Source organism: Bacillus sp. CR71 (assembly GCF_003429245.1).
GTDB classification, from domain to species: Bacteria; Bacillota; Bacilli; order Bacillales; family Bacillaceae_G; genus Bacillus_A; species Bacillus_A thuringiensis_S.
Genome location: NZ_CP031748.1, coordinates 1,948,469 through 1,974,052, shown reverse-complemented (window position 1 = coordinate 1,974,052; position 25,584 = coordinate 1,948,469). Strand labels below are relative to the sequence as shown.

Genomic DNA, 25,584 nt, shown 5'->3' with positions numbered 1-25,584 from the left:
AGACAAAATATAAAAATCCCCTTCAAAAAAAGAAAGGTGCCTAAGCACCTTTCTTTTGTAATTTACTTGATTCATTTGATTTATAGAGGAAGAAACCGAGAATCCCGCCAATACATGATGGAATTAACCATCCGATTCCTTCGTTATATAACGGTAACATTTGTAGTACATTAGAAATCACGTCAATTTTAATGTTCGCACTTTCTAAACCGTTAAAGAAACTAATTAACAATGCACCTAAAATAGCTCCAATATAAATTGTATTACGCTTCCCAATCCACTTATGGAAATACGAAAGTACGATTAATACAATTGCAACTGGATAAATGATCATTAACACAGGTAATGTTACGGCGATTAATTGTGTTAAACCTAGGTTAGATACAATTAAACTAAATACACATACCATTGTTACAATCGTTTTATGTGAAAGTTTTGGGAATAAGTTTGTAAAGAAACCCGCACACGCAGATGTTAACCCAACAGAAGTTGTTAAACAAGCGAGTATAATAACAAGCCCCAATAAAATTTTACCACTCGTCCCATATAGCTCATTTACAACATTCGTTAAAATAAGACCACCGTTTTCTGAGACACCAAGTGATGTACTTGTTGAACCAAGATAAGCAAGTGATAAATAAATTAACGTTAAACCAAGTACAGCAATAATACCTGATACGACTGTTATTTTTGCAATTTGACTACTCTCTTTTATCCCTTTAGAGCGAATAACTTGTACAACGACAATTCCAAATACGAGAGCACTAATTGCATCCATCGTTAAATATCCTTGAATAAATCCACCAAAGAAAGCATTTTCTTTGTAAGCAGCTAACGGCGCAGCCGGCTCTCCAATTGGATCAATAATTGCCTTTCCGACAATAACAGCGACAATTAATACCAATAGTGGCGTAAGAAACTTTCCGAACCAATCCACTAATTTAGATGGATTTAATGATAAATACCACGTTATTCCGAAGAAAACTATCGTGAAAAGAAATAGCATGTACCACTCTGAAACCATTGCCTCTGATAAAAACGGCTTCATACCCATTTCAAACGAAACAGCTCCAGTACGCGGGATTGCGAAAAATGGTCCAATTGCTAAATAACTAATCAATGGGAAAATAAACGCAAATATAGGGTGGACTCTAGAAGACAGCGCTTTCAAGTCCCCCTCTACAAACGCGACAGCTGTTACAGCTAGTAGGGGTAATCCGACTCCCGTTACAAGGAATCCTATTGTAGCAATCCAAACATTCTCTCCTGCTTGTTGACCTAAAACTGGCGGAAAAATTAAATTTCCTGCTCCTAAAAATAATGCAAATAGCATTAAACCAATTGCTACCGTATCACCTGGCCTTAAACGTCCCTTCATGCTCTTCATTTGCATAGCACTTTTCCATTGTTTATCTCTATATTTTACAATATGCTATGCATCCTCCTCTCTGCTCAAGATGATAAAATATGCCCCTTACAAAGCAGTGTCTTTCTCCATAATTTCTCCATTCCCCTTATTTTTACTCTAATCATTAATACAATTGTTATTTTCGAATTTTGATTTTTTTGAATTTTTAAATCATTAGAGTGTTATTACGTGGAGTATAGTTGTCAGACCTCTTTGTTTTTATCACACATATAGTAACATATTTAGTTGCAAAATAAAAACATATTTTCAAATTGATTTTTTTGAAAATCGAAATTATCTACAATTTTTATTCTCTTACACAAATATTGTTACAATCTCTCCTATTATCCTATCGTTATTTTCAAATAACTTTACACACGTAACATAACAAAAGCCATCCAAGATAATTAGATGGCTTTTGTATGTTACTCTATCGTTTCAACTTCACGTGGATTTTTCATCTCTTCCACATACACAACTCTAAATCCGTGATCTTCTAAATCTTTCAATAATGTCTCTAATTCACCGTCGTTAAACTCTTCTCCTAATGTAAACATAATTCTACGAACTAATAAGGCATCATTATCAAAAGTCATCAAACTTTGAATACCAGTGTATTTCTTTAAAACTGTCGATAACTTTTGAATTGCTCCATTATAGTCTTGCGTTCCAATCATGACAGAGTATTTACTAGAGTGAACGCCCCATGCATCCTCTAATAACTCAAAAACTTTTTTATGCGTTAAAATTCCAAGGAAAATCCCTTTTTCGTCAACTACTGATAAATATGGCAATTTTTTTATTGTAAAAAATACTTTAAAGAAAGATGAATCTTCTCTCACAAATCCTTCTTTATCGTTTAATAATTGTATTACACTCTCATCAAGCGATCCTTTATATTCTAAAATATCTACTTTATATATATTCCCTAAAAATTTCTCTTTTTTTTCATCTAAAACTGGTACACAACGATACCCCGTTTTATTTAAATGCTCTAACGCTTCCCCTATCGTAATCGAACTTGAGCACAGTAAAACTTCCCTTTTCGGCACGTAATTCCCTTTAATCCTCATAAAAAGCCTCCTTATGTTAAAATACTTTCTGTGCCATAACTATATTATATTTTCAGAAAAAAATAAATAATTTATTTTATTTTTCTGAAAATTTTCCGTTTTCTTGTCATAATTTATTCATGAATCCTTCACTTGCACTTTCTTCAGCATCTAAAACCCTTCCTCTGAATTCTGAATCACTTCAATGTATCATTTGTACGGACCTAGTTGCTTTTTAGAAAAGTAATGATTTGTCTCCTTACTTTTCATTAATATATTTCCTTTTATAATTAAAAAATAGGTAGCTATTAGAAAGTAGATCACCCCAAATAACCAATCCAAATTTGTAGCCAGATTGTGTAAAAGAATATATCTCATATATACATAACCAATTGGAACATGTAGTAATACAACCGCACCTAATCCCGGATTATATATTGTTTTAGCTTTTATATTCGCAAAAATACCATGCCATATGAATTGAAAAAATCCCATTAAAATAGGTGCCAACCCAAGCCATATTATATTTTGAAAGAAAACCGGGAGTAAATAAAAAACATACGTAATCAAAATATTTATTACCATAGCAGATTGCGTATTTAATGGATAGCGATCTGGTATATCACTTTTAAATATAACTACATTAAATAGACCAGCAAAATAACCTGGCCAACGATACTCTTCAAATTGATGCACTAAAATGGCCACAAAACTTAACCATAACAGTACTTTCATTTCACTCATTTCTCCCAAATTCGCGACTAAACAAACTACGACAACAATAGCGACCACTAATCCTATATCACACCAATGCTTTCTAAAGAAACTAGCCATCTCTATCACCCACTATCTCAATTTTTATAAAAATAGCGTTCAATTAGGAAATCAATCTGTTTTTCTACAGATGGTACTTTTATATCTGCCCCTGATTCGAGAATTGGCATCATTAATGTGGGAAGAAAAATAGATCCAAATATTTGTACTGTCATCATCATTAAAATTTCCTGATCCGTTTCATTCGTTATTTCGCTCAAAATATTCTTCACTTTACTAAAACCTAGCCTCTTCAAAAAATCCCCATATTCGTATTGAGATGTAAATGCCGTAGTTCCCATTGCAATAATCTTCCTAACTAACTTCGGATATTGCCGAATTACTAGTACATAATCCAATAAAAATATTTTTAATCTTTCTTTTGCTGGCACTGTAATATTATCTAAAATAGAAAAAGTGCCTTGAAAGCTAATTAATAAGACTCTAATCGTCTCACTAATCAACTTTTCTTTTGAACCAAAATGGTAATTTACAAGCGCGATATTTACATCTGACAATGCTGCAATTTTTCTTATCGTTACCCTTTCAAAACCTTCTGTTTTAATTAATTCCAATGTTGTATTTAAAATCTTTTCTTTCGTTGATACGTTTTCATTTCCCTCCAATTTATATCCCCCCTCTAGAATTTATTAGTTAAACAAAGATTTAAACACCGTTTAATTACATGGTATCACTTTCAAATTAAAAAAATCTATTTAATCCTTTCGACACTTCCCTACATTTCTCTTCATTCCATACAAAAATTGTGAAAATGCAAAACTGTTCACGCTTTTTGTATTCGTACTGTTACATACCCGTTTCTGCTTTATATTTCATACATAAAATAGATTTCTAAAAAGAATTTAAAACTATCCATCTACCGATACTTAAAGAAAAATATATTGTAACTTGCTCCAAAAACGGCTAAAATAAGAATAAGAATTTTCTGAATATTCCAAGAGTAGGTGGTTATATGTCCTTATTACGCTCACATATATACAAATTAATAATTGGTGTTATTGTTATTTTTGCCATAAGTCCAATTCCAGCTCTTTTTATTACACACAATTACTCTTATCAAAATGGATTTATTAGCATTTTTCAAAACTTCGCACAGCTTTCTTCTATATCAATTCCAAAGGTTGATTGGATGCATGAATCTATCTTTTTCTCAGTAAATCAAATGATACATACTTCTAATCATTCAACACCATTATTCCCTTACATATGGGAAATATATTTTATATCGATTGTTCGTTTTACTTTTACCCTTGCGATCGGATTTTTCATAAGTTTGGGTATCGGCCATTTATTTTTCAAAGTACCTAACTCGTTTAAAAAGTTTACTACTGTATTGAATTGGATACCTTACTCTTTTTGCACTGTAGTATTACAATGTTCAGTCTTATTACTACTTCTATACGTCGCACAATTTATAAACCTTCCTTACTACTCATCTTTTATCATCGTATGTAGTACTTCCATGATTATCGTTATGCAAGCAATAAAAAAATGGATTCCTTTCTTGAAAAACACAAATGAATATGAAATAAAACATGATTCTTTTCTTGTGGATACATTGTTTTTGGCGCTTACTTCGAATCATAAATCAATTTTAGGTTCCATTATTCTTTCATTCGTTTTTATGGAATGCGTTTTTCATACAAGTGGACTGTTACAATTTATCGTTCAATTTGGCGGAAATTCACCCATAATTGTTACAATAGGCTTATTACTACTCTATATCCCATATAGCATACTTTCTTTTCTTCAAACACTATGGACCACAAACTACTCCAAGCAACAGTCATATACTTTAACAAGAAGTGTTCCAAAACCTTAATTTGAAATTACCCTCTATAATCTAAAAGTAAGGGGTTATTCCTTTTGTATAGCGGACAAAATAACAGCAAATTCAAAAACTATTACAGAAACATACCAATATTTACCCTTTTCCTTTGACTATTCTTTTCATTTGGATTTATTATAAAAGTATAACATAATTGCAGGAGGTGACATCTTTATTCCAAACCTTGGAATAGAGAACACACTTGGACATATTAAATATTTTTCTCATATTTGTACTTATTCTTATTTCTGGCTTTTTCGTCGCATCAGAATTCGCTGTTGTAAAAGTACGTAAAAGTCGAATTGACCAACTTGCAAATGAAGGTAATAAACAAGCTTTAGCTGCAAGAAGTGTCCTATCTAATTTAGATGTTTATTTATCAGCTTGTCAACTCGGCATTACGATCACTTCTTTAGGGCTTGGTTGGCTTGGTGAACCGACTGTGGAGCATATGCTACGACCGCTCTTTGAAAAAATTAATATTACTGGAACAATGGCTAACACTTTATCTTTTGTTATTGCTTTTAGTGTTATTACATTTTTCCACGTTGTATTAGGTGAGTTAGTTCCAAAGTCTTTCGCAATTCAAAAAGCAGAAGCAATCACACTCAAATTTGCAAGACCACTTATTTTATTTGATAAAATTATGTATCCATTCATTTGGCTACTAAATAGTGCAGCTATATTTTTCACAAAACTACTCGGATTAGAACCTGCGAAAGAAAATGAACTTGCTCATTCTGAAGAGGAATTGCGACTCATTTTAGGTGAAAGTTTTAAAAGCGGTGAAATAAACCAAACCGAATATAAATATGTAAATAACATTTTTGAATTTGATGATCGAGTTGCGAAAGAAATTATGGTTCCTCGTACCGAAATGATTTGCTTATCTACTGAAAATACGTTAGAAGAAAATATGGATATCGTCGCTACTGAGAAATATACACGCTATCCAATCATTGAAAAAGATAAAGATGATATCATTGGGATGATCAATACGAAAGAAGTATTCCATGATCAAACGAAAGGTATTTATAAACCACTTGAATCTTATATACATCCTGTTCTAACTGTATTTGAAACAGTTCCAATTCGTAAAACGTTAGTCCACCTTCAAAAAAATCGCGTTCAGATGGCAATCGTTATGGATGAATATGGTGGCACTGCCGGACTTTTAACGATGGAAGATATTCTTGAAGAAATCATTGGAGAAATTCAAGATGAATTCGATGCGGATGAACCACCTATGATTGAAAAACGTACACCTAAGCTTACTGTTGTAGATGGAAAGGTACTTATTTCTGAAGTAAATGATATGTTTGGCCTACATATTGATGATAGTGATTTAGATACAATCGGAGGGTGGATTCTCTCTCAAGCAGTTGACTTAAATATTGAAGCTGGCTATTCCATTGAATATGCTGGTTTTCAATTTAAAGTATTAGAACTTGATGGACATCAAGTCAAAAAAGTTGCTGTACATAAACTAGATATTAAAAAGGAGCTATAAAGTGACTGTTTTATTAACAATTTGTATCATTGCCTGTTTCATTGTTTCATTTCTCGCCTTTATTTATCCCATTATCCCTGGCATACTAGCTGTCTGGGCTGGATATTTGATTTACCATTTCGGTATAAATGGAGGAGAATTAACAACTTCTTTTTGGATTATTCAAGTCATTTTCACTCTTTTCATTTTCGTTGCTGATTTTATTGCAAATGGATATTTCTTAAAAAAATACGGTAGTTCTAAATGGGGCGAACGTGTCGGAATGATTTCTATCATTGTTGGATCGTTTTTCTTCCCACCATTCGGACTTATTATCATACCGTTCTTATCAGTATTTATAACAGAACTAGTGCATAAAAAAGCGCCAAAAGATGCCTTTCTAGTTGGAGTCGCTACTGTAGTTGGTTTTTTAAGCAGTACAGTAGCGAAAGCAATTCTCCAAATCATTATGATTATCATCTTCGTATGTTATATCATCTTTTAACCATCCCGACTTCGGGATGGTTTTTTAATATGCAATACCTACTCGGCTATTTTCATATATGTTTTTCTTACATAGATCCCATGCAAAGTGTGCCGTATCACCCACTGTAATTTTTGATCCACCTTCTGGCAATATATCTTTTTCAGTTCGATATACCTCTGTCGCCTCACCATCTATTAAATGTGTCGGACAAACAACTGTCCAACATAAATTATTACTATTACTTAGTACCTTATATGCAGCCAAATGATCTTCTGCTGCTGTTGTCGTTTTCCTTTTGGATTCCGTTGATTGGAAACGATATAAATTTGGATTTGTTCTTGCTTGTAAAATACCGGCTGTTCCTACTGTAATAATTTTATGAACCCCTGCTTCTTCCATTTGCTTTATAATTTGTGGCATACTCTTCGCTAATGTTCTATTTTGATCCGTTCCAAGTGCACTAATTACTATATCACTTCCTTCTATCGCTTTCTTTATATCCTCTTCGTTCAATACATTACCTTCTATAACTCGTAACCTTTCATGTTGTATTTCTATTCTATTTAAATCACGCGCTAATGCAGTCACTTCAGCTGAATCCTTTAATGCTAAATTAATTATATTTGAACCTACTCGTCCTGTTGCTCCCAATATACATACTTTCATTTGTTTTCCCCCTCTTTCATTCTCTTTCTATTTTTCAATAATCTCAATCAATTTACAACAAAAAAGCTTCCTCATATAAAAGAGGAAGCTCTATTATTACATTATTTCTTTTCTTTAGAATCCGTAGACTTCTCAGTTCCGCTTGTTTCTTTATCCTTTTTGTCCTCTTGTTGTGTTGTTGTTTCGTCTTCTTTCTTCTTGTCCTCACCTTTACTACAACCTACCATTAATAAAGAACTTGCAAGTGCCATAGCAGTTAATGATTTAACCCATTTATTCATTTGCGTTTCCCCCTTGTGATAGAATATGTACAACCTCATATTACTCTCTATTTTTAAAGAAGAGATTGAAAAACAGTAAATATACGGTAAATTTTTGTAAATTTTCTGATAACAAAACCTAATTTAAATTTATATATTTCATTTCCAATTGATACACAATAAAACTAGTTTTCCCCTCTCAATGGACGTAAAAAAACTAAGGCGCATACCATTCCGCCTTAGTTTCTCATGCAAACTTTTCATTTTCATATAGATGTGTAATCTTATATTCCTTCTTCATAACATATTGCCACACACTATAAGCGTAACGGTTCATTTTCAAGAAACAATTTTCCAAAAATGAGCGAAACTCCGGATTAGCAACTTCCACTGCAACTTGAGCAAACTTTAAAGCTAATCGTTTCAAGTGCGCAATATAACAGGTTGCAATATGAATATCCCCTGTATATTTACTAACTGTCTCCTTTTCCATTTCATGCAAATCAAACTCCGTTGTTTCACAGGTTATATGCTGCACATTCTCTCCTTCTTGAAAATTTACTTGTTCATTATATGCTTGTAACATATATGGTAAATGGTGCTGTAATAGATTTTTTAATTCTTCGTCTCTGACCTTTCCAGCATACTCTCCAACCTTGTATATTAGCATATAACTATATCTCATTAATTCTTTCATACAGTCCATTAAAGCGCCTCCCTTCTCTTTTGTCCATATGCTATAAATATGATGCTAAAACATTCGCTATTCTTGCTAAAAACCAATCCCATCCACTAATTTTCTCAAAATCTTCTTCAGAAAATCGTTTTGATTTATGAAAGTCTACCTGTAATCGACTCCATACTTCATCAACAACTGTTTTATCATATATGATACAGTTAGACTCGCAATTTAAATAAAAACTTCTATTATCAAAATTCGCTGTCCCAATATCAACAATTTCTCCATCAATGATTGTTACTTTCCCATGAAAGAATCCATTTCGATATTGATAAATCTCCGCTCCAGCATGTAACATATCTTTCAAATATGGATAGGCAGCTTGTTTTAACAATATGGCATCACTTTTAAATGGCACGAGAATTTTTACATTAACACCACGATTTAATGCAGCTTTTAACTCTTTCACCATTTCTTTACTTGGTACAAAATATGGTGTAGCGATAATTAAAGACTTTTTAGCCTTTTTTAAAAGTGTCCCATACTTTTCCCATAAGCCTTTTCCATTTGAAAATAAATATTGATATTTCACATTCCCTAATGTAGGTATACTTTCATGTATAGGCATTTTTTCTCCTGTATCTTCTTTCCAATCTTCGGCGAACTTTCTTTCCATATCCGCTGCACCATCACCATGGATGCGCACGTGATAATCACGCCATGGCCCAAACTTCGGATCTTGTCCAAGGTACTCCTTTCCGATATTAAAGCCACCGACGTATGATATCTTTCCATCTATGGTAACAATGCGTCTATGATTCCGTTGATGCAAAGAATAGAACACATTTTTCAGTTTCAGTTTTTTACTAAATGTAAACTTCACACCGTTTTCCTTTAATCGGCTAATTACCTTTTTCTTCAACTTATATCCGCCTATCCGATCGACTGACAATTTCACTTCTACTCCGCTAGATGCTTTTTTCTCTAATAACTGTAAAAACTCTTGGCTTATTTCATCTTTTCCTACAATATAAAAATGGATATATATATACTTTTCTGCATCGTTTATATCGTCAAATAATTTTCTATATAACTCTTCACCGTTCGTATATAGTTGAAATTCACCTAATCGAACTTGTCCTAATTCATATTCACTAGCCATTTCCTTCCCCATTTCCACATCGATGTTCATCCAAATGAATACACCTATTAAACAAAGAATTATAGCGAAAAAGTGCTTCATGGATAAATTCCTTTCTCCACTTACTGTTATTTCTATATCTTCCCTTTTTTATTACATTATCATTCAAGAAAATATGTCATTGCATGATATATGTCCATATCAAACAATAGCTCATTTGCATATTGTATGTTGTATCTTAAAATAAAAGGAGGAAATAACAATGGGCTTCGCACATGGTAATGGATTTGCGCTACTAGTCGTATTATTTATCCTCTTAATCATCGTCGGTGCTGCTTGCTTCTGCTAAGTAGCTACTGTCATATGATATGTGGATGAAAAAACTATAAAAGCGGACACCTATTTTTAGGTGTCCGCTTTTCATTTTAAAACCATTTCCGCCTACTATAGTAAATTAAATGGCTAAATATTCATCTCAAAAGGTTAACAATGTGGCTACTTTCTTACTCTCTGCCTTACGTATATGACGCTGTTCTGCACGTAACACAGCAATACGATGTAATTCTTTCTCTTCTTCTGTTTCAGGGATAACACGCGGTACAGGAACTGGATTATTTTCCTTACTAAGTGCCACAAAAGTAACGAATGACGTTGCCGCTATACGCTTCTCACCTGAGATTAAATCTTCAGCCACTACCTTCACAAACACTTCCATTGAAGTTCTTCCCGTCCAAATTACGAAAGATTCATAACTAACACAATCTGAAGAACGAACAGGATGTAAGAAATCGACCCAGTCCATAGATGCTGTGACACATTCCTTTCTCGAATGTCTGGATGCTGAAATAGAAGCAACCATATCCATCTCCGCTAATATCTTCCCACCAAATAGCGTGTTATGATCATTTAAATCTGTTGGGAATACTCGGCTCGTTTTGAACACCCTTGACTCATTGGCTGTTTTCCCCTTTACTTCTGTCATTGTTATCACCCCTTTAATGATTTATCCCTAATATTTCAATAATCACTATACGAAATGAACTACACGTTTAATATTAACAACATTCAGAACTTTTAGTCCACAAAAAAGAACCGATCTTATCAATCGGCCCCTCTAAATACATATTGTTCTTTCGGCTGTTCAACTTTATTCCATTTCGTTACTTCTAATACAGGAATATTCGCATGAAACGGCTGATAAAATTCAGTAGAAATTTCTCCCTCTATTTGAATCCAATCATCATTTTTCCATTCTACACCTTCTGGTTTTTTCACTAACATACCATACACACCAGAATCTGCTACACAATGTATAATACCGAAACGGAATAAGAAGTATTGTTCTTTTTTAGAAGAATCATCTCTAAAAACAAACCCTTTAAAAGATAATTTTTTCCCAGTAAACTCGCCAGGATAATTGTAAATTGTTTCCATACCCTTTAGGAAGTCTTCATCTTTCAAATTAATATTGTCTTTCGTAACAAACTCTTTCTTCCCTTTTTCCATTACACCGCGGTATCCTTCTTTCCCGTAATAAATGCTCGTATCAGGTCTTAGAAATTGTCTTGTCATAAATGGATCCTTACTTTCTGCTTGTGCAACAGGAAAATGAAATCCTTTCGCCTTAACAATATCTGAATCTAACGTTGCAATCGGGAAAAATAAGCCTGAGATAATCGGAAAACAAAACAATGAGTACGAAAATGCTTTTTTCCACCATGTATTCTCATCTTTTGAATGATCATGCCCGCAATGGCTATGGTCACAACTGCAATCATTTTTCTCTTTTTCCTTTTGGTGCTCTTTTTGGAAAACGACGATAATTTGTACAATCGTTAAGAAACCTAAAATAATTGCTGCTGTTGTTGATAAATAAGCATACTTCATATTGATATACTTCGTAATGTTACCCGAAATATGAAGCTGCGCAATTAATATTGTAAAACCTAATAATATATACGCTCGAAACATAACCTACCACCCCATCGCATAAATGAGTAGTGAGCTTGCATAAACAACAAGTGTAACTGTAACTGTAACGACAATTACAAATTTCGTTTTAAATGTCGCAAGCATCATAAACATATTTTTAATATCCACCATCGGTCCGTAAACAAGGAACGCGACAAGTGATGCTGTTGAAAATGTACTTTGGAATGATGAAGCAATAAACGCATCCGCTTCTGAACAAAGTGATAATATGTAAGCAAGTCCCATCATAACAGCTGGTGAAGAGAACGGCCCTTGTCCTATAGCAAGAAGTGTTGAAGTTTGTACGAACGTTTGAACTGCAGCTGCAATTAACGCACCTAATACTAAATATTTTCCCATCGAGAAAAATTCCTCAACAGCATGCGTACATACATCCCACATTTTTTTACGTAATGGACGCTTATGATTCACTTCTGGGAAGTGATCATCTCTTAATTGATGTTCTCTAAACATAAATGATAATATAATTCCAACGATAATTGCTACGATAATCGCTACAATAGAACGATACCATACCATGTGCATACTACTTCCAAAGGCAACGTATGTTGCAAATAAAACAACTGGATTAATAATTGGCCCAGTTAACATAAATGCAATCCCCGCATATGGCGGAACCCCTTTTCCGATTAATCGTCTTACAATCGGAACAATTCCACATTCACAACCTGGAAACAACATCCCTAAAAAAGTAGCTACTAAAACAGACAGAAATCGGTTTTTCGGCATCCATTTTGCTACCATATCTTCTGTCACGAACATTTGAATGAATCCTGAAATAAATACACCAATGAGCACGAAAGGAAGTGCTTCGATCAATATGGAGATAAAAATTGTATTCATTTGCAGGAATGCTTTCGGTAATTGAAACAATTCCATGATGTATTTCCTCCAACTTTTCATTAACAATATGTAATTTTAACCCCATTTCATTAATTGGACAAGGTTTATATGGAATACATACCCTTTATATACATTACATTGTACAAGTTATATTCTATTCAAAATTTGAGATTTCATAGCAAAAAAGCTGCTCTAGCGTAGTTATATAACTATGCTAGAGCAGCTTTTTTATCGTTAAAAGTAACGTTTCTTCCAAAAAACAAAAGCTAACGTGAAAGATAGTGTTACACATATGATGAGTACAATTACAAAACCGTGGGCTTCCCCTTCAAACGGAACCTTTACGTTCATTCCAAAGAAACTAGAAACCATCGTCGGTAAAGATAAAATGATCGTAATTGACGTTAACAGTTTCATAACACTATTTAAATTATTTGATATAACGGAGCTAAAAGTATTCATCATTCCACTTAAAATGTGACTATATATTTCCGCCATTTCAATAGCCTGTTTATTTTCAATTAATACATCTTCTAATAAATCTTGATCGTCTTCATACATTTTTAAAAATGTACTATTACGCATTAACTTTTGAATCACAATTTTATTAGCCTTTAATGACGTTGTAAAGTATACTAAACTTTTCTCAAGGCCTAATAATGTGAAAATCTCTTTATTTTTCATTGACTGATTTAATTGATGCTCTAAATCAATTGTTTTTCGATTTATTTGCTTTAAGTATCTTAAATAATAAGTAGAAATCGTATATAAGAGCTGAAGTGCAAAGCGCGTCTTCTTAAACGTATAAAATTCTTTAATACGTTGATTAATAAAACGTTCAAAAATTGGGTTTTCTTCTAAACAAATTGTCACAAAGCAATCTGGCATCACAATCATACCTATTGGAATCGTGTCATAAATCGAATTTCCTTCTTCGTCATGTCTAACTGTCGGAATATCCACGATAATTAAAGTATTATTGTCTTCCTTTTCAATACGAGAGCGTTCTTCATCATCCAAAGGGTCTTTAATGAAATCTAAGTCTACATTTAAAGTTTGTACTAGATATTGAATTTCTTCTTCTGTTGGATGAAGTACATTAATCCAGCACCCCTTTTGCATTTCCTCAATCTCTTGTAGTTTTCCGTTTCGGTCTGTTAAATATATATTTAACATACTATCACCCCGATTCTTTTTACATGTAGGAATCTACCTCTCTTAAATCACAGTTTTTAAACCGCCATTCTCAGCATATGAAACATACGTTTAAATTTCAATAGAAAAATTATTTTGAAAACGTTTTTATAAGAAAAATATTATAAACATAGAAAAAGACAGAGTGCTCTCTGCCTTAAAAGCTTATGTTGCCTTTATAACATATTTAGAAAGCATCCACAAGTTAAACCCAACTGAAATCGTATAGCCCGCGTATGTTGAAATAATAAAACTTACATAATCGAAATACGGAAGCAATACAATATTTAAAACTATTTTCACAATAATTCCAATCACTAGTCCTAGCACCGTCTTCTGCTGTTGATTGATTCCTTGTAGCATAGCAGCCGTTACTGTAAAAAGAGAAAATAGTATGCAAGCAGGAGCATAATACTGTAAAATGATTCTCCCCATCTCTGGATCATTTCCAGCACCGAATAAAAGAGTATATACAGGCTTGGCTAACACAATCATTCCAATTGCAGCCGGCACCGTAATCGCTACTACTAATACATTTGTTCTCGTAAAATGTTTGTACAATAGCTTCGTATTTCCTGCTGTGTAAGCTTTCGTCATCTCTGGTACGAGAGACATACTAAAAGCTGTCGCAACGGATACCGGGATGAGCACAACCATTTGAACAAGACCAATTATCGCATTAATTTTTTCCGCTTCTCCTTGCATATACCCTATTTGTATAAGTAGTTTATTAATTGTAAATGTATCAATAGTCTGATACAACGGAATTGCTAAGCCCACCACAACAAAAGGAATAGAATATGTAAAGAGCTCCTTATACAATGAGAAAAAGGATTTTGTTGTTTGTGGTATACTTGCCATCTCTTTTTTCTTTAAGTGCCTTCTCCTTCTTATATAATATGCACTTAAAACAGTTAATCCACCTACAGCTCCCATAAATGCACCGAACGTTGAAATACCAACCGCTAATGAAACAGACGCTTTTAAAACATATAAAACGACAAAGCTTCCTATTAAAATGGTTAAAACCCGAAAAAATTGCTCTACAACTACACTTAATGCAGAAGGCCCCATCGATTGGAATCCTTGAAAGAAGCCCCTTAATAAACTCATTACTGGCACAAGTATTAACGCAAAACTTACAATTCGAATATTAGTAGTAACCGCTCCTACACTATTCCCCGTTTGATCATTTCCATCGATGACAAGCTTAGCTAAATGCGGAGCTAGCATATATAACGTAAAACACGAAATGACTCCCATTATAAACATAAACACGATTCCACTTTTCAACACTCTCTTAACCGTATGATAATCATTCAGTTGATCATATTTTGATACCATTTTTGAAACTGCAAGTGGTAATCCCATTGTCGCAATGCTGAGCATAATTGTATAGGGGCGATATGCATACGTATATAAAACGTACCCACTCGTACCGACCATTGCTGTAAATGGTATAACATATATAAACCCTAACATTTTTGATATCATCGTTGCCATCGTTAAAAATATCGTTCCACGTATAAACGGTGACCCTTTCATCACATTCCTCCGCTACGCTTTATTATTATACATTATGGACAACTCTTTTTTTTTAGAACCGAACCGAAACAAATAAAAAAAGCCAATGAATTATCATTGACTTTAGCGTGTTGTTTTTTTCTTTTTCAAATATTTTAAACCGAAGTATAGAGCAATAAAAAGAACAGCTCCTATAATTATGTAATGTGTGTAATCAGATGCATACTCTTTAATTTGTCGCCAATTCCCACCAAGTTTTTCACCTAAGTATATAAATAGAATTGACCATGGAATGATCGCTACAACCGTATAAAGCGTAAATAGTTTTAATGGCATCTTAGCTAGTCCTGCTGGAATAGAGATTGCATGACGTACTACTGGGATAAAGCGCGCAGAAAATATTACGCCAGCTCCATAACGCTTAAACCAACCTTCCGCTATGTCTAAATGGTGTTTATTAATAAGCAGATATTTCCCATATTTCTCTACAACCGGACGCCCTCCGTAGTATCCAAGCCAGTATAAAAAGATTTGGGCTAAAGTACCACCAATCGTTCCGGCGATAACTGCACCCACAAAACTAATTTTACCATCCGCTACTAAAAAGCCAGCATACGAAAGTACAATTTCACTTGGGATTACTTCAATCATTAAAGCAAGAGCTACTCCAAAGTAACCTAAGCTTGCAAAAAATTGCAATAACTGATCTATTATGTTTGCTAACATGTTCTTTTTTATCTCCTTTTTTCTTCACATACCATCCCATTATTACATAAAGGCTGCAATCTGCCAATATCTTCATTTTAACAATATGTACAATTCAAGCAGGATTAATCTATTAATTTCTCTTTCTGCGGGTCTTTCATGTAGGCAAACATCTCTTTAATTTGGTCTTCTGTATTTCTAGCAATTGATAAATTAGGCAATTCATTTTCACCAAAAAACTCCACCTCTTCTGTTTCAATGCTAGTTTTCTTTTCTCCACCAATAATCTCGCATCCAATGAAAATCTTATATACATGCGTCGCCGATGGAGATGGTTGATGTTTTTCTTTATCAAATATAGCTAGTAACTTAAAATGATCTACCTCATAACCCGTCTCTTCGACAACCTCTTTTGCTGCAACTTCGGTTGGCGTATAACCGACATCAGCCCATCCACCTGGCAATGCCCATTTCCCATCGCTTTTTTCTTTCACAAATAATAACTTTTCATTTTGAAAAACAACTGCTCTTATATCAACTTTAGGTGTTTGATAGCCTGTCTCACTTGCAAATAATTTCTCTACAACTTCCCAATCAGTTTTTGTGTAATGTGACATCATCGAAATCGAAATGTCTCGTAATTGTTGGAAGCGTTCTATATCGTACACATCCTTAGAATACGTTAAACCTGCTTGGGTTATAGATTGTATTTGTTTTACCCAATCAATCCATTTAATCGTCATATATCCGCATCCCCATTCTCTTTCAAATATATTACTTCACTTTTATTGATACATCTTTATTATACAAAAAAAAGAGATTGATAACGTTTCAATCTCTTTCAAAATTAATCCAATTCATATAAGTGGTCTTGTATATATTTTCTTCTTTTATTTATATATTCATAAATCATATCAGCCTCTTGATCAAATGTTTCTAATTTTTCTTTCATATATGGATCTTGTAGTAAATATGGACGAATCAATTCACACAATCCTTCTACTTTCGGCCTCATAAACGAAACTGTAAATTGGTCTTCTAATATTTCTTCTAAAATACTTCGATACTGCTTTCTAAACACAGGTATGTCTAACAATCTTGCACTTAGCGTGTTATACCCTTGAATGCGGATATATTCATGATTAAGCGGTCTCCCTTGTACATCTCGCCCCCAAGTCGCATCATAATCCCACGGTATAACTTCAAATAAATTTGTTTCATCGTTATGATATAGTGCATAGTTATGGACAAAACCATCAAAGTTTTGCGTAAAAATAACTCCTGCTAACCATCGTAAATATTTATCTACATGTAGAAACTTCCCAATCTCTTTTTCATAGGCTTCCCTCGTCAAAGTATTCGCTTGAAATACAAATTCACTCAGTTGTTCTTCACTATTTTCATTCGAATATTTAAATTCATAACCCGCAAAGAGCTCCGTCTTAACATCTTTATCTCGTTCACTCATTAATGAAAAATTCGCATCATCATCTATCGCATAATAAATAGAACCACTCGGTAATCCTCTATTTTTCAAAAAGTTTTCATCAACCGATTCTAACTGTAAATACACACCTTGAATTTGACCATTAATTTTTATAAATACATGTTGTGATTTTGGCGAAAGTACACCAATGTTATGAAAAAAGTCTAGCGATAGTTTATTTCGTATGAGAGACGGATCCATAAACTCAGAATTCAAATGAAACTCTTTCGCACCTTGAAATTTTTTTGGTTTATAAAACATAACATGATAAGATTTTTTCTCAAACTCACGAATATGAGCTCCTCGGTATACGATATCAATGTCATATTTCTTTTTTCCATAAGTTAATTTTGCTGGCACTGGACTATCTGACCAAATGTCTTTTTTCAATTCCACTAAGTACATTGGATGAACAAAAAAATCATATGAAGGTAACATATTTTCTCATCCCTTCTCAGTTCTCTTCATTCAATGTATGCGCCTTGTCTTGTCCATACATCCGCTATCATCTATTTATAGAAAATTACACTCTTGTCCTGTTCAGAAAGACGTCATCTCTCATATCATGTTAAGGAAAAAGAATACCTTTTCAACTTAATACATGATAAGGAGGATTTCTATGAAACGTGATATTAGAAAAGCTGTTGAAGAAATCAAAAGTGCTGGGATGGAGGATTTCTTACACCAAGATCCAAGCACATTCGAATGTGATGACGATTGCTCTTCAAAAATTGAGTGTAGCGACGATTGTAAATGCCCAAGAACAAGATGTACTCGTGTGAAACATTGTACATTTGTTACAAAATGTACTCACGTTAAAAAGTGGACATTTGTTACGAAATGTACTCGTGTACGCGTTCAAAAATGGACGTTCGTTACGAAAGTAACACGTAGAAAAGAATGCGTTTTAGTTACAAAACGTACGCGTAGAAAACATTGTACTTTCGTTACAAAATGTGTACGTTTTGAAAAGAAATTTTACTGGACTAAACGATGTTACTGTAAAAAATGCGAATTCTTCCCTCACGGACACGGCGGCTCTTGCGATGATTCATGTGATCATGGTAAAGACTGTCACGATGATGGGCACAAATGGAATGATTGCAAAGGCGGACATAAATTCCCATCTTGCAAAAATAAGAAATTTGATCACTTCTGGTATAAAAAACGTAACTGCTAGTTTTTATACCACCAAAAAAAGGCCGTTTTGCGGCCTTTTTTACATTTATTGAAAGTGACTTATATCTGCAAATTGTTTCACTTTACCAATACCCTCTTCAAATTCTATTATGCTCAAACTAGCACTATGCATAAATGGATCATCCCACACATTTTCTATTTCAATTCCCGCGAAATGCCCTACAAGTAATTTTGCTGCTGCCGCATGAGAAACAATCAATATGCTTTGTCCCTTATGCTTCTCTAAAAGAAGCTGCATCCCTTCAATTACTCTTTCATAAACGGCCTCAAAATTTTCGCCTGATGTTGACTGAAAAAGATGTGGCTCATTCCAAAACAGATGTACTTCTTCTGGAAATTGCTTTTCTATATCCGCGATTGTTTGTCCTTCCCATATACCCATGTTGATTTCATAGAAATGCTCATCCGCTATAATGGGTATATCACGTTCCCCCTTTATTAACTCTGCCGTATGAAGTGTTCTTTCGCTCGGACTACTATAGATCGCATGGATTGGTAAATCTTTCATTCGATTCCCTAATTGTTTCGCCTGAACTATACCATTTTCAGTTAAAGCAGAATTTTTCCGTCCTTGCATTCGCTTCACTACATTCCACTCTGTTTCACCATGCCTTGTTACATATATAGTTGTTTTCATTTCTTACTCCCCCTCACCATGTTGGTCGTAATTCCCACGGTTCAACTCTCCCTACAATCCACTCCGCTCGTTTACTTTCAATCCCTTTTATAACTCCATCAGCTATCTCTTCATGAGTAAGCCATCTTCCATATGTATCTTCTAAAATAAAACCTAAAATAATTCTATGATAACTACATCGCGTACTCCCTATTTTTTGTGCAGTCATACGTGATGCTTTACTACCTAAAATATGAAATAAACTATATGTTTTAGACGATAAATCTAGTTCTTTACAAATATTTGATAGTGCATGCTTTGCACTTGAGTGTACCCATGCAACAGCTAATGTGATCGGGCCATTTTTCTCAACTGTACTTTTAATAGCTAGCTTTACATCTTCATCATTATGATAATCTAACGAAAGGCATGTAATATTTTCTAGTGTAGAACTCATCCGCTTAACATTTTCTAATTTCACTTCATCTCGCCCGATAATAGAAACATGAAACCCTTGCTCACAAAGCCACATAGAAACTCTCTTTAGCATTCCTGTTCCACCAATTACAAGTGCATGCAAATGCTATCCCTCCCTAATAAAATGTCATATGAGGTTTCTCATCTCTATAATAATTTAAACGATCTTGCAGTGTCCCTGAGTGAAACTCAAATTTATGACCGTCAGGATCAACAAAGTATATAGATTCGCAATCTCTGACATCACGTTCTCTTCCTTTTAAAATATGAACATCATTTTCTTCTAATCGCTGTATTAGATATTCAAAGTCTTCTTGTTCAACAGAAAATGCAATGTGCGTATAAGATTGATGAATCTCATTTCTCGGAATATGTGTCTCTTCATTAAGCGCTATCCATACTCCACATATGTTAAAATACGCCAATTTCCTCCCTTTAACTAATAATTCTCCTTCTAATACTTTTTCATAAAACATAATAGAGTTTTCTAAATTAGATACCGAAAAACAAATATGATTGATTCCCCTTAACAACTATAATTCCTCCTTATACAAATAAAAGATGAGCGAAAATTCACTCACCTTTTATTGTACTATTTTTTTGTAACATATGCCCATTTATAACTGAAGTCCCCGCCAAACGTATGGTTAGCAATGCCTTTTACAAACGGCTTCTCTAAATAAGCTGTACTTTGTTGGTACGTAGGAGAAATTGCTGCGTCTTGACCAATTAAGATTTTTTCAGCTTCCGCAAGTGCATTCCAGCGTGCTTTATCATCTTTTAATAGCTCTCCTTTTGATTTCGCTACTAAATCATCATACTTCGGATTAGAATAATCCATTTCATTAAATGAGCTTCCAGTAACAAACATATCAATATAAGTCATTGGATCCGGATAATCAGGGCTCCATGCAGATAATGAGAATTCATATTGGAATTTCTTTTCTAAATCTAGCTTCTGCTTGTATGGTTGCTGTTTCAAATTCACTTTAATACCAGGCAAGTTTTTCTCTAGTTCTTCTTTAATAAAGTCGCCTACTTTTTTACGGCTACCGTTATCATCGTTTAGTAATTCAACCGTAATTGTATCTTGACCAAGCTCTTTCTTCGCTTCTTCCCATAATTTTTTTGCTTTCTCTGCATTATCTTTACTATCACGGAAGTTTTTATTTACAGAGCGGAAGTCTTTTCCATCCGGACCTGTCGTGAATTTTTCAGGTACTAAGAAATATGCTGGCAATGAACCGTCATTTAAAATGACATCAGCAATTCCTTTTTTATCATATGCCAAATCAATTGCTTCACGTACTTTTTGGTTTTTAAATGTTGCATTTTTTTGGTTAAAACGCAAGAAATATATGCGTGGATCTAACTTCGTTTTAAATTCATCTGGTTTATTCTTTTTATATTTATCAACAAATTCAGAAGTTAAAATAACTCGATCTGCTTGATCACTATCATATAAATTTACTCCCGTGCTTGTTTCCTTCACAATACTTACATTAATTTCGTCTAACTTTACAGTATCTTTATCCCAATAATTAGGATTTTTCTTTAACTGATAATTTTGTTCATGTTTCCATTGACTCATTGTAAATGGTCCATTATATAATAATTTATCTGCTTCTAATCCATATTTATCTCCTTGCTCTTTCACATATTTTTCATTTAATGGGAAAAATGTAGGGAACGACGTAAGCTCAAGAAAATAAGGTGCTGGTTGCTCTAATTCTACTACCAACGTTTTATCATCCTTCGCTTTAACACCCAATTGATCTGCTGGTAATTCACCTTTATTTACTTTCTGTGCATTTTTCACATCAAATAAAATGAATGCATATTCTGCCGCTATTGCTTTATCTAATGTACGTTGCCATGCATATACAAAATCTTGTGCTCGAACTGGATCACCATTTGACCATTTCGCATCACGTAATTCAAATGTATATGTCTTTTTATCTTCACTAATCTTCACATCTTTTGCCATACCTGGTGTTGGTTTATTATCTTTATCTAGACGATATAAACCTTCCATTGCATTTACAAATACACGGAAAGATACAGAATCCGTTGATTTAGATGTATCCATTGAAGGAATTTCAGCTGTTTCTAGCAAATTTAAAACTTGTTTATCGGCCATTCCCTTATTCGATTCTTTCTTCGTTGTCGAAGCCTTCTCACCATTCCCACATCCTGCAACCAATACACTCGTCGTTAACGCAAGTGCAGCAATTGTTGTTGTCTTTCTCTTCATTCTTCCTTCCCCCAATCTATATGTATAAGTTAAATCCTATATAATATATTTTATTATACAAAAGATTCTGATTATTTTAAATATTTATTTTAACAAACATAGAAAAAAGCGATCGGAAATTTCTTTCCAGTCGCTTCCTTGAATAGCATTTACTTGTAATCCATCCTCTATATCAAATGGATTTTGAACTTTAAATATTTCTTCCATCAGCTTCAAAAACTCTTCTTCAGTTTTAGATTCACCATTAACCATAAGTGAGTATGGTTCCACTTCACCTAATTTATAATCGACAACAAATTGAATCTTCACCTTTTGTCTTGGCGTTCCGGCGTTATATCCTTGGAATTCTACTAATTCTAACCCTTCCGTTCCACGATAATATATCCAACCTGAATTTTGAAAATAATTTTCGAAAGATTCACCTATTGAAAAGAAAGGATATTCATAAAGCGAGCTTGTACGAACCTTTTGAATAACGTCTCGATCAGTCGGAAAAAAGAAATGACTAAAAAATATGCTAGCAACTGCTAAAATAGTAACAATTGTCGCTCCCATTTTGCTCGTTCCGCCGCTATCATTGATTAGATAGTTTTCAACTGATTTATCTTTTATTTCTCTTGCTTTTATTCGGTATATACGTCTTTCCGCAAATTGATAGTATAATCCATTTGCAAAAATCCCCATTCCAAACAGAATAAAAATGAGTAATAAAAACGTAAGAGGTACCATATTAATGATTGGCAACGCTACATTAAATCCCATATAATACGAAAATGCATCACACGCTACTAATAACAACATAAATAAAGCAGCTGGTACATAATACTTACGATATCCTAGCCAGCCTATATTGAAAATAGCAGCCCAACCATTCCAGCTCCACCTAGCAATCCGCTTATTCTCAAGCTCCCATTTCCTTTTGTAATACGGATATTGTCTCCCTACATATACTTCTAGTTCTTTATCTATTAACGAGCTGCCTTCATCTTGTTCATTATCCAAGTTTCGCTGACAACTTGCACAATTTAACTGTTCCTCCTCGCAAGGTTGCCCACAATTTATACATTTCAAAACAATCCCTCTTCCCATACATACGTCATTTCAAAATACCTTCGTGTTTTAATAACCACTCTTTCCTCCATAAACCACCCGCATATCCAACAAGCTTTCCACTCTTTCCTATTACACGGTGACATGGAACGATTATTGAAATTGGATTCCGACTATTTGCCCCTCCTATTGCCCGTACAGCTTTTGTATTTCCAACCTTCTCTGCAATATCTAAATATGAAGCACTTACGCCGTACGGAATAGTATAAAGAGCATCCCATACATTTTTTTGAAATGCGGTTCCCTCCGCAGACAGCGGGACCGTAAACTCTTTTCTTTTCCCTTTAAAATATTCATCTAACTCATTTATACATTGTTCTATCATTTCATTTTTATTCTCTTCTTGTCGTTCATCAACAAATATAACAGACGTAATGCCTTCTTGATTTGCTGTAATTTCTAGCAAACCTACTTCGCTTTCATAATAAGCCTGGTACATATGTCATCCTCCAATTCAGTTCATATTAGTCATTGTAACACGAATAAACAAAATTTTTCGTATAAGCGTTTTATTAGAGAAACAAAAAAGAGAATGGTAAAATATAAGAAAATTCAATCAAGGAGGCTATTTGATGAATTCCAAGCTTTTTTCACCTTATACAATTAAGAACGTTACACTAAAAAATCGTATCGTTATGTCGCCTATGTGTATGTATTCATCGGGGAATGAAGATGGCCGCGTTACGAATTTCCATCTCATTCATTATGGAACTCGCGCTGCTGGCCAAGTAGGTTTAGTTATGGTTGAAGCAACTGCCGTTTTAGCTGAAGGACGAATTTCTAACAAAGACTTAGGCATTTGGGATGACAACCTAATTGAAGGCTTACATAAAACGACTACTTTTATACATGATAACGGTGCAAAAGCTGCCATTCAACTCGCTCACGCCGGAAGAAAAGCTGAATTAGGTACGAATGCTTTCGCTCCTTCTGCAATTCCTTTTAGTGATACGATGAAAATACCAGTAGAAATGAATATACAGCAAATCAAAGAGACTATATTAGCTTTTCAGAGGGCCGCGTTACGTTCAAAACAAGCCGGATTTGATGTTATCGAACTACATGGCGCTCACGGTTACCTTATCAATGAATTCCTATCACCACTTACTAATAAACGAACGGATGAATACGGCGGCTCACCTGAAAACCGCTATCGCTTCTTACGCGAAATCATCGACTCTGTAAATAAAGTTTGGGACGGACCAATATTCGTTCGTATTTCAGCAAATGATTATCACCCTGACGGACTAACAGTTCAAGATTATGTTCAGTATACAAAGTGGATGAAAGAACAGGGAATAGATTTAATCGATTGTAGTTCTGGTGCAGTTGTACCAGCACATATTGATGTGTATCCTGGTTACCAAGTACAATACGCCAAACATATTAAAGAGTATACTAAGATTGCAACTGGTGCAGTTGGATTGATTACGACTGGATCTCAAGCAGAGCAAATTTTAAATGATAACGAAGCAGATTTAATTTTCATCGGACGTGAGTTACTTCGCAACCCGTACTTCCCGAGAATAGCAGCCAATGAACTTGGATTTGAATTGCAAGAACCTCACCAATATAAGCGAGCACCAGGAAAAATTCATACGAATAAATAAAACCGAGAAGTCATTCTTCTCGGCTTTATTTATTCTATCGTTGTAATTTCATTTGAATTATAAGTATGGATACCCGATTCTTCTCGCAGCGCGGTTATATACATCCCTTTCGCCACATCTTTAGCTGAAATTGGTTTATACTTTTTGAAAGCCCCTTTAAAGATAAAAGGAATAATACGAGATAACTTTTCAGCCATTCGTTCACCGAAACGAAATTCTTGTCGATTTCCTACTAATAATGATGGTCTAAAAATGTGAATACCACCGATCACTAACTTTTGCAATTCTTCTTCCATTTTTCCTTTCACTTGTGAATAAAAGAAAAATGATTTAGGATTCGCTCCCATAGAAGACACAACAAGGAAATTTTGTACCCCTTGTTTTTCAGCTAAACAAGCAGCTCGTAACGTATATTCATAATCTACTTTTTTAAAATTTGCTTTTGTTTTTGCTTTTTTTATTGTTGTTCCTAAGCAACTAAAAACATCATCCACAGCAAAGAACTCTTTATATTCCTCTAATACCGAAAAATCAACTTGTTTCTGCTGTAACTTTTCATGTTGCCATTGCATTGGATCTCTTACAAAAATAGTAACCGAATCATAGTAATCTGATTCAAGTAATAGACGCGTTATCTCTTGTCCAACTAAACCACTTGCACCAAGTATTAACGCTGTTCGCTTATTCATATATGCATATACCTCTTATTTTACTTTTCTCTCCTTCAGT

Annotated in this window: 29 protein-coding genes; 6 read left to right on the top strand and 23 right to left on the bottom strand. The window is 34.0% G+C overall.

The features are described 5' to 3' along the window. Positions 1-40: 40 nt before the first annotated feature. The 4 genes from brnQ4 to DOS87_RS10125 all read right to left on the bottom strand — a co-directional run bounded on the left by brnQ4 (position 41) and on the right by DOS87_RS10125 (position 3,899). Positions 41-1,378, bottom strand: coding sequence for a branched-chain amino acid transport system II carrier protein BrnQ4 (brnQ4, locus tag DOS87_RS10140; protein WP_395939124.1), 1,338 nt, complete (start codon positions 1,376-1,378; stop codon positions 41-43). 455 nt (positions 1,379-1,833) lie between these two features. After that, a complete protein-coding gene (cbpA, locus tag DOS87_RS10135) occupies positions 1,834-2,481 on the bottom strand; it encodes a cyclic di-AMP binding protein CbpA (RefSeq protein WP_001220522.1) in 648 nt (215 codons plus the stop codon). Between the two features lie 189 nt (positions 2,482-2,670). Then, a complete protein-coding gene (locus tag DOS87_RS10130) occupies positions 2,671-3,294 on the bottom strand; it encodes an HXXEE domain-containing protein (protein WP_000135769.1) in 624 nt (207 codons plus the stop codon). A 17-nt stretch (positions 3,295-3,311) separates the two neighbouring features. Continuing rightward, positions 3,312-3,899, bottom strand: a complete 588-nt coding sequence (locus tag DOS87_RS10125; RefSeq protein ID WP_000398854.1) for a TetR/AcrR family transcriptional regulator — start codon at positions 3,897-3,899, stop codon at positions 3,312-3,314. 347 nt (positions 3,900-4,246) lie between these two features. On the opposite strand from DOS87_RS10125, the gene DOS87_RS10120 reads away from it, so the two are divergent. From DOS87_RS10120 to DOS87_RS10110, 3 genes are all read left to right on the top strand, one after another. Continuing rightward, complete coding sequence (locus DOS87_RS10120) at positions 4,247-5,116, top strand: hypothetical protein (RefSeq protein WP_098578032.1); 870 nt, start codon at positions 4,247-4,249, stop codon at positions 5,114-5,116. Between the two features lie 208 nt (positions 5,117-5,324). After that, entirely contained in the window at positions 5,325-6,632 is a 1,308-nt protein-coding gene (locus tag DOS87_RS10115) for a hemolysin family protein (RefSeq protein WP_000353743.1), read from the top strand. Between the two features lies 1 nt (position 6,633). After that, on the top strand, positions 6,634-7,116 hold the full coding sequence (locus tag DOS87_RS10110; RefSeq protein WP_000217335.1) for a DUF456 domain-containing protein: 483 nt from the start codon (positions 6,634-6,636) through the stop codon (positions 7,114-7,116). A 24-nt stretch (positions 7,117-7,140) separates the two neighbouring features. Here DOS87_RS10110 and DOS87_RS10105 read toward each other — a convergent pair whose 3' ends face one another. The 4 genes from DOS87_RS10105 to cls form a co-directional block, all read right to left on the bottom strand. After that, positions 7,141-7,764 (bottom strand): NAD(P)-dependent oxidoreductase, encoded by a 624-nt coding sequence (locus tag DOS87_RS10105; RefSeq protein ID WP_000861641.1) that lies wholly within the window; start codon positions 7,762-7,764, stop codon positions 7,141-7,143. Between the two features lie 101 nt (positions 7,765-7,865). Next, entirely contained in the window at positions 7,866-8,045 is a 180-nt protein-coding gene (locus tag DOS87_RS10100; protein ID WP_001045962.1) for a hypothetical protein, read from the bottom strand. A 226-nt stretch (positions 8,046-8,271) separates the two neighbouring features. Then, positions 8,272-8,730 (bottom strand): spore coat protein, encoded by a 459-nt coding sequence (locus tag DOS87_RS10095; RefSeq protein WP_000340541.1) that lies wholly within the window; start codon positions 8,728-8,730, stop codon positions 8,272-8,274. A gap of 31 nt (positions 8,731-8,761) precedes the next feature. Next, complete coding sequence (gene cls / locus DOS87_RS10090; RefSeq protein WP_000680093.1) at positions 8,762-9,946, bottom strand: cardiolipin synthase; 1,185 nt, start codon at positions 9,944-9,946, stop codon at positions 8,762-8,764. Between the two features lie 160 nt (positions 9,947-10,106). Here cls and DOS87_RS10085 point away from each other — a divergent pair, with 160 nt between their 5' ends. Next, a complete protein-coding gene (locus tag DOS87_RS10085; RefSeq protein ID WP_000505094.1) occupies positions 10,107-10,193 on the top strand; it encodes a YjcZ family sporulation protein in 87 nt (28 codons plus the stop codon). 126 nt (positions 10,194-10,319) lie between these two features. Here the strand turns inward: DOS87_RS10085 and DOS87_RS10080 are convergent, their stop codons facing one another. The 8 genes from DOS87_RS10080 to cotH all read right to left on the bottom strand — a co-directional run bounded on the left by DOS87_RS10080 (position 10,320) and on the right by cotH (position 18,026). Continuing rightward, the gene (locus DOS87_RS10080; RefSeq protein WP_000141164.1) at positions 10,320-10,826 is read right to left on the bottom strand and encodes an acyl-CoA thioesterase; all 507 of its coding nucleotides are present in this window, start codon (positions 10,824-10,826) and stop codon (positions 10,320-10,322) included. Positions 10,827-10,945: 119 nt separating this feature from the next. Next, complete coding sequence (locus DOS87_RS10075; protein WP_000488058.1) at positions 10,946-11,815, bottom strand: TIGR03943 family putative permease subunit; 870 nt, start codon at positions 11,813-11,815, stop codon at positions 10,946-10,948. Between the two features lie 3 nt (positions 11,816-11,818). After that, on the bottom strand, positions 11,819-12,715 hold the full coding sequence (locus DOS87_RS10070; RefSeq protein WP_000418726.1) for a permease: 897 nt from the start codon (positions 12,713-12,715) through the stop codon (positions 11,819-11,821). A 198-nt stretch (positions 12,716-12,913) separates the two neighbouring features. Further along, the gene (locus tag DOS87_RS10065) at positions 12,914-13,855 is read right to left on the bottom strand and encodes a magnesium transporter CorA family protein (RefSeq protein ID WP_000932389.1); all 942 of its coding nucleotides are present in this window, start codon (positions 13,853-13,855) and stop codon (positions 12,914-12,916) included. 183 nt (positions 13,856-14,038) lie between these two features. Then, on the bottom strand, positions 14,039-15,418 hold the full coding sequence (locus tag DOS87_RS10060) for a putative polysaccharide biosynthesis protein (RefSeq protein WP_000678844.1): 1,380 nt from the start codon (positions 15,416-15,418) through the stop codon (positions 14,039-14,041). Positions 15,419-15,520: 102 nt separating this feature from the next. Next, on the bottom strand, positions 15,521-16,123 hold the full coding sequence (locus DOS87_RS10055; protein ID WP_000880690.1) for an undecaprenyl phosphate transporter UptA: 603 nt from the start codon (positions 16,121-16,123) through the stop codon (positions 15,521-15,523). A 104-nt stretch (positions 16,124-16,227) separates the two neighbouring features. Continuing rightward, entirely contained in the window at positions 16,228-16,845 is a 618-nt protein-coding gene (locus tag DOS87_RS10050; RefSeq protein WP_000153595.1) for an NUDIX hydrolase N-terminal domain-containing protein, read from the bottom strand. Positions 16,846-16,949: 104 nt separating this feature from the next. Then, entirely contained in the window at positions 16,950-18,026 is a 1,077-nt protein-coding gene (gene cotH, locus DOS87_RS10045; RefSeq protein WP_000938005.1) for a spore coat protein CotH, read from the bottom strand. Between the two features lie 181 nt (positions 18,027-18,207). Here cotH and exsB point away from each other — a divergent pair, with 181 nt between their 5' ends. Then, positions 18,208-18,768 carry an exosporium protein ExsB gene (gene exsB, locus DOS87_RS10040; protein ID WP_000817480.1) on the top strand — a complete coding sequence of 187 codons (561 nt, stop codon included), beginning with the start codon at positions 18,208-18,210 and terminating at the stop codon, positions 18,766-18,768. 45 nt (positions 18,769-18,813) lie between these two features. Here the strand turns inward: exsB and DOS87_RS10035 are convergent, their stop codons facing one another. The 6 genes from DOS87_RS10035 to DOS87_RS10010 all read right to left on the bottom strand — a co-directional run bounded on the left by DOS87_RS10035 (position 18,814) and on the right by DOS87_RS10010 (position 23,684). Further along, on the bottom strand, positions 18,814-19,425 hold the full coding sequence (locus DOS87_RS10035) for a phosphoserine phosphatase 1 (RefSeq protein ID WP_000858837.1): 612 nt from the start codon (positions 19,423-19,425) through the stop codon (positions 18,814-18,816). A 13-nt stretch (positions 19,426-19,438) separates the two neighbouring features. Beyond that, positions 19,439-19,984, bottom strand: a complete 546-nt coding sequence (locus DOS87_RS10030) for a short-chain dehydrogenase (RefSeq protein WP_000543153.1) — start codon at positions 19,982-19,984, stop codon at positions 19,439-19,441. 13 nt (positions 19,985-19,997) lie between these two features. Continuing rightward, complete coding sequence (fosB, locus tag DOS87_RS10025; protein WP_000943764.1) at positions 19,998-20,414, bottom strand: FosBx1 family fosfomycin resistance bacillithiol transferase; 417 nt, start codon at positions 20,412-20,414, stop codon at positions 19,998-20,000. Positions 20,415-20,473: 59 nt separating this feature from the next. Next, positions 20,474-22,135, bottom strand: a complete 1,662-nt coding sequence (locus DOS87_RS10020) for a peptide ABC transporter substrate-binding protein (protein ID WP_000824270.1) — start codon at positions 22,133-22,135, stop codon at positions 20,474-20,476. Between the two features lie 84 nt (positions 22,136-22,219). Continuing rightward, positions 22,220-23,224 carry a DUF2628 domain-containing protein gene (locus DOS87_RS10015; protein ID WP_017763053.1) on the bottom strand — a complete coding sequence of 335 codons (1,005 nt, stop codon included), beginning with the start codon at positions 23,222-23,224 and terminating at the stop codon, positions 22,220-22,222. A 7-nt stretch (positions 23,225-23,231) separates the two neighbouring features. Further along, entirely contained in the window at positions 23,232-23,684 is a 453-nt protein-coding gene (locus DOS87_RS10010) for a methylated-DNA--[protein]-cysteine S-methyltransferase (RefSeq protein WP_000283913.1), read from the bottom strand. Between the two features lie 133 nt (positions 23,685-23,817). Here DOS87_RS10010 and namA point away from each other — a divergent pair, with 133 nt between their 5' ends. Beyond that, entirely contained in the window at positions 23,818-24,855 is a 1,038-nt protein-coding gene (namA, locus tag DOS87_RS10005; protein ID WP_001086172.1) for an NADPH dehydrogenase NamA, read from the top strand. Between the two features lie 29 nt (positions 24,856-24,884). Here the strand turns inward: namA and DOS87_RS10000 are convergent, their stop codons facing one another. Further along, positions 24,885-25,544 (bottom strand): oxidoreductase, encoded by a 660-nt coding sequence (locus DOS87_RS10000; RefSeq protein ID WP_001042730.1) that lies wholly within the window; start codon positions 25,542-25,544, stop codon positions 24,885-24,887. Positions 25,545-25,584 lie beyond the last annotated feature (40 nt).